Here is a 4,091-nt window from a genome sequence, read left to right on the forward strand (position 1 = left end):
ACAAAGGGTGCACTCATGAGTAACTACGAAGGCCGTTGGCAGACAGTAAAGATTGAGCTGGAAGCAGGCATTGCCTGGGTCATTCTGAACCGCCCGGAAAAGCGCAATGCAATGAGCCCAACGCTTAACCGCGAGATGGCCGAAGTATTAGAGGTGCTGGAGCAAGATCCCGAAGCGGGAGTACTGGTGCTGACCGGTGCTGGGGAAGCCTGGACAGCCGGGATGGACCTCAAGGAATACTTCCGCGAAGTAGACGCGGGTCCGGAAATTCTTCAGGAAAAAATCCGCCGCGAAGCCTCCTATTGGCAGTGGAAGCTGCTGCGTATGTATACCAAGCCGACGATTGCCATGGTCAACGGCTGGTGTTTCGGCGGTGGTTTCAGCCCACTGGTGGCATGCGACTTGGCCATCTGCGCCGACGAGGCCACCTTTGGCCTCTCCGAAATCAACTGGGGCATTCCACCAGGCAACCTGGTGAGCAAAGCCATGGCCGATACCTGCGGCCATCGTGAATCCCTGTACTACATCATGACCGGCAAAACCTTTACCGGGCAGAAGGCTGCCGCCATGGGCCTGGTGAACCAGAGCGTGCCATTGGCGCAACTACGTGAAACCACCATCGAGCTGGCCAACAATCTGTTGGAGAAGAACCCGGTGGTGCTGCGCGCCGCGAAAATCGGCTTCAAGCGTTGCCGCGAGCTGACCTGGGAGCAGAACGAGGACTACCTGTACGCCAAGCTCGATCAGTCGCGCTTGCTCGATAAAGAAGGCGGTCGCGAGCAAGGCATGAAGCAGTTCCTGGATGACAAGAGCATCAAGCCAGGTCTGCAAACCTATAAGCGTTAAGCGGACAGAATGGGCGGCGACCCGGAGCGAGTTCAGGTACGAAAAGACCTGAGCACTGGGCTAAACCGGGCGCCGCCTGCGTCCCCCTCTCAGCCCATAGCTGCTGACTACACGACGCAGAACTCTTGAGTCCGCTCCAGGATTCGCATCCGAATGAACGTATACAAAGCGGTCAGTCCTGCACCGCGCAAAAGGAGACTAATGTGACCACCCTGCAAACTTCACCTTATGCAGTTTCCGACCGTCAGTACATTGATGGAAAATGGCGTCTAGGCCGTTCCAAGCGCACGCTCGATGACATTGATCCCTTTACCGGGAGCCAACTGCTAAGCATGCCCATGGCGTCTGCCGACGACGTCAACGATGCCTATACCGCCGCCCAACATGCACAATCCAGCTGGGCAAGCACTGGCCCTGCGCAGAAGACCGCGCTGCTGAACAATCTGGCTCGCGTGATTGAGTCCCGTGCAGCGGAAATCATCTCCTGGTTGATCAAGGAGTCCGGCAGTACACGCATCAAGGCGAGCTTCGAGTGCCACACCACACTCAACCTGGTACGCGAATGTGCGGCGATGCCGTTTCAAGTGGAAGGTCGAATTCTGACCAGCCACAAACCCGGCGAGCAGAGTTTCGTGTTCAGGGAGCCGCTGGGCGTCATTGGCGTTATCAGCCCCTGGAACTTCCCGCTGTATCTGAGCATGCGCTCGGTCGTTCCTGCTATCGCCCTAGGCAATACGGTTGTGCTCAAACCTGCCAGCGATACTGCCGTCACCGGTGGCCTGCTGATAGCCCATCTCTTTGAAGAAGCGGGCTTTCCATCTGGTGTATTAAACGTGATTGTGGGCGCCGGCTCGGAGATCGGCAACGCCTTCGTTGAGCATCAGATTCCCAGCTTTATTTCGTTCACCGGCTCTACAGACGTAGGTCGTAACGTTGGCAGAATTGCCACCGGCGGGAAATACATCAAGCGTATTGCCTTGGAGCTTGGCGGTAATAGTCCTCTCGTTGTGCTTGACGACGCAGACGTCGAAATTGCCGCGCATGCCGCAGTGGTCGGCCGCTTCCTTCACCAAGGCCAGATTTGCATGAGCGTCAACCGGGTGATCGTTGACCGCTCGCTCTATCCAGAGTTTGCAGCACTGGTCGCCGAGCGCGTCAGCAAGTTAAAGATTGGCGACCCGGACCACGCTGACACCGTTATTGGTCCAGTGATCAATCAGGCCCAACTGGATGGCCTGCTGCGCAAAATAGACAATGCGCAAAGCACCGGCCTCAAACAATTGGCGGGAGGCTCGCCGTCCGGTCTCGTACTTCCACCTCACGTCTTCGGTGACGTCCCGGCTGATCAAGAGCTCGCCGTGGAAGAGACCTTTGGTCCCATCCTTCCTATCCTTATCGCCAACGATGAACAGCACGCCCTGGCCCTCGCCAACGCGGGCGACTATGGCCTTTCAAGCGCGGTGTTTACCAAGGATATGGCGCGTGGTCTGAAATTCGCCCGCAATATCGTCGCCGGCATGACGCACATCAACGACATCACCGTCGACGATCAACCCAATGCGCCCTTCGGGGGCGAGAAAAACTCCGGACTGGGACGGTTCAATGGGCATTACGCCTTGGATGAGTTCACCCGCGCGCACTGGATAACCTGGCAACCAGGGGGCCACCACTACCCGTTCTAGCAGGCTGACCAAACAGAACGAAGCCGCCGGGAGCACAATCCAGGCGGTGGGTCTAGGCAGAAGCGCATAGCAGACTCAAACTATTCACGTATTGGGATACATCAGTGAACCAAGCACATACGCTTCAGCCAATGCCTAGCACGCGAGAAAGACTGCTCTATACCGCGCTGGATCTCTTCAGCACCCACGGTTACCAATCGACTAGCCTGCGCGATCTCGCAACACAACTTGGCGTCCAACCAGGCTCTATCTACAACCACATTGAGAACAAACAAAGTCTGCTGTTCGAGCTGATGGAAGAAGCAATGGATGACCTGCTTCATCAGACCAATCTCAGCTTGAAACGTAGAAACACCAAGCAGTCCAAGCTAAGCCTTTTCGTCCGGGCATTCGTGACCTTCCAATCGAGCAATCCGAAGAAGCTCACCCTGATTGATCGAGAAATCATCAACCTATCTTGCGCACAACGCGAGCGCATCACCGCTCTTCGCAATGAGTACGCTCAATGCCTAATGTCTGTCATTAACACCGAAGCGGCTGCAGCGAACCTTCCAACAAGCAGGATGGCGATATTGGTTCGCGCGATCATTGGGATGCTTCAAAGCCTTGCCCTATATTACCAGGACGACTTTAACGTCTTTCCCCCGGGGGTCGTTGATGACCTCACCAACATAATCATCGGTGCAATTGCGGCGGCGAAACGCTGAGATGCAGCCAGCTATTCCCGAGTAGAGCAAAGCTGGACGCCTGAGGTTTTGGCTGAACTCCACATCCGATCAGGAAGACGATACTTCACCAGCACGCGCAGCAGAACAGGCAGTACCCGAAGACGTTCGCAATGCCGATACTAATGCCCTGTATACATCAGGAAAATCATTATAATTGTTAATTATATCGATCTAAACAGGACTGCCCCATGCTGCAGAAGCTCAAAGCCACGCCCCCACAAACTCTCCCAGAGAGACTCGACAACTCGCTGAACAACCTGGTGGGCTACGTGATGCGCCGCGTGCAGATAAGGATCACGCAGGACCTAACCAATAGGCTAGAGGAACACGACATCCGCCCTGCCCAGTTCGCTGCGCTGACCATCATCGAGCAGTCACCAGGACTGATGCAGGCCGATCTGGCCAAAACCCTGGCGATCGAGCCGCCACAGGCCGTGCTGATGGTCAACAAGCTGGAAGCCCGCAGCCTTGCCATGCGCATACGCAGCAACCCCGACAAGCGCTCGTATGGATTGTTTCTCAGCAAGACCGGAGAGCAACTGCTTAAACAGCTAAGGGACGTCGCCCTGGAAAGCGACCTGAACGCCACTTCTGCGCTCACGAGCGACGAGCGAGAGCAGCTTTTGACACTGTTGAACAAGCTGTATGGCGACAAGTGAACTGCCGTACTGTCTGGTGCAAAGGCATGAGGTATCTACTCAGGCGATTTCAACAACATACAGTCAGCTGAGCGACTCTATACCCATCTCGTCACACACTTCATCGGCCAGATGGAGCGTGGCGTTTGCCGCTGGAATGCTGCAATGGATCAGCAATTGAGTGGGTACCGTTCGAC

The 4,091-nt window shown here is 55.8% G+C and carries 4 protein-coding genes and 1 pseudogene; 4 read left to right on the forward strand and 1 reads right to left on the reverse strand.

Features of this window, described 5'->3' with window-relative positions; translation table 11 throughout:
- Window positions 1-15: 15 nt before the first annotated feature.
- The 4 genes from M0974_RS29510 to M0974_RS29525 all read left to right on the forward strand — a co-directional run bounded on the left by M0974_RS29510 (window position 16) and on the right by M0974_RS29525 (window position 3,915).
- Window positions 16-846, forward strand: a complete 831-nt coding sequence (locus tag M0974_RS29510; protein WP_297845378.1) for a p-hydroxycinnamoyl CoA hydratase/lyase — start codon at window positions 16-18, stop codon at window positions 844-846.
- 203 nt (window positions 847-1,049) lie between these two features.
- Window positions 1,050-2,528, forward strand: coding sequence for an aldehyde dehydrogenase family protein (locus M0974_RS29515; protein WP_297845373.1), 1,479 nt, complete (start codon window positions 1,050-1,052; stop codon window positions 2,526-2,528).
- Between the two features lie 104 nt (window positions 2,529-2,632).
- On the forward strand, window positions 2,633-3,235 hold the full coding sequence (locus M0974_RS29520; protein ID WP_297845375.1) for a TetR/AcrR family transcriptional regulator: 603 nt from the start codon (window positions 2,633-2,635) through the stop codon (window positions 3,233-3,235).
- A 209-nt stretch (window positions 3,236-3,444) separates the two neighbouring features.
- The gene (locus tag M0974_RS29525; protein WP_297845376.1) at window positions 3,445-3,915 is read left to right on the forward strand and encodes a MarR family transcriptional regulator; all 471 of its coding nucleotides are present in this window, start codon (window positions 3,445-3,447) and stop codon (window positions 3,913-3,915) included.
- A 63-nt stretch (window positions 3,916-3,978) separates the two neighbouring features.
- On the opposite strand, the pseudogene M0974_RS29530 reads toward M0974_RS29525, so the two are convergent.
- Window positions 3,979-4,091: pseudogene (locus M0974_RS29530) on the reverse strand (4-carboxymuconolactone decarboxylase); the annotation flags it as partial.

Origin of the sequence: Pseudomonas sp., from assembly GCF_026224925.1 — a bacterium.
GTDB lineage: Bacteria > Pseudomonadota > Gammaproteobacteria > Pseudomonadales > Pseudomonadaceae > Aquipseudomonas.

Bases quoted from the DNA above. Each gene is read 5' to 3' on its own strand.
- M0974_RS29525 (WP_297845376.1), top strand. From the start codon at position 3,445: ATGCTGCAGAAGCTCAAAGCCACGCCCCCACAAACTCTCCCAGAGAGA.
- M0974_RS29510 (WP_297845378.1), top strand. From the start codon at position 16: ATGAGTAACTACGAAGGCCGTTGGCAGACAGTAAAGATTGAGCTGGAA.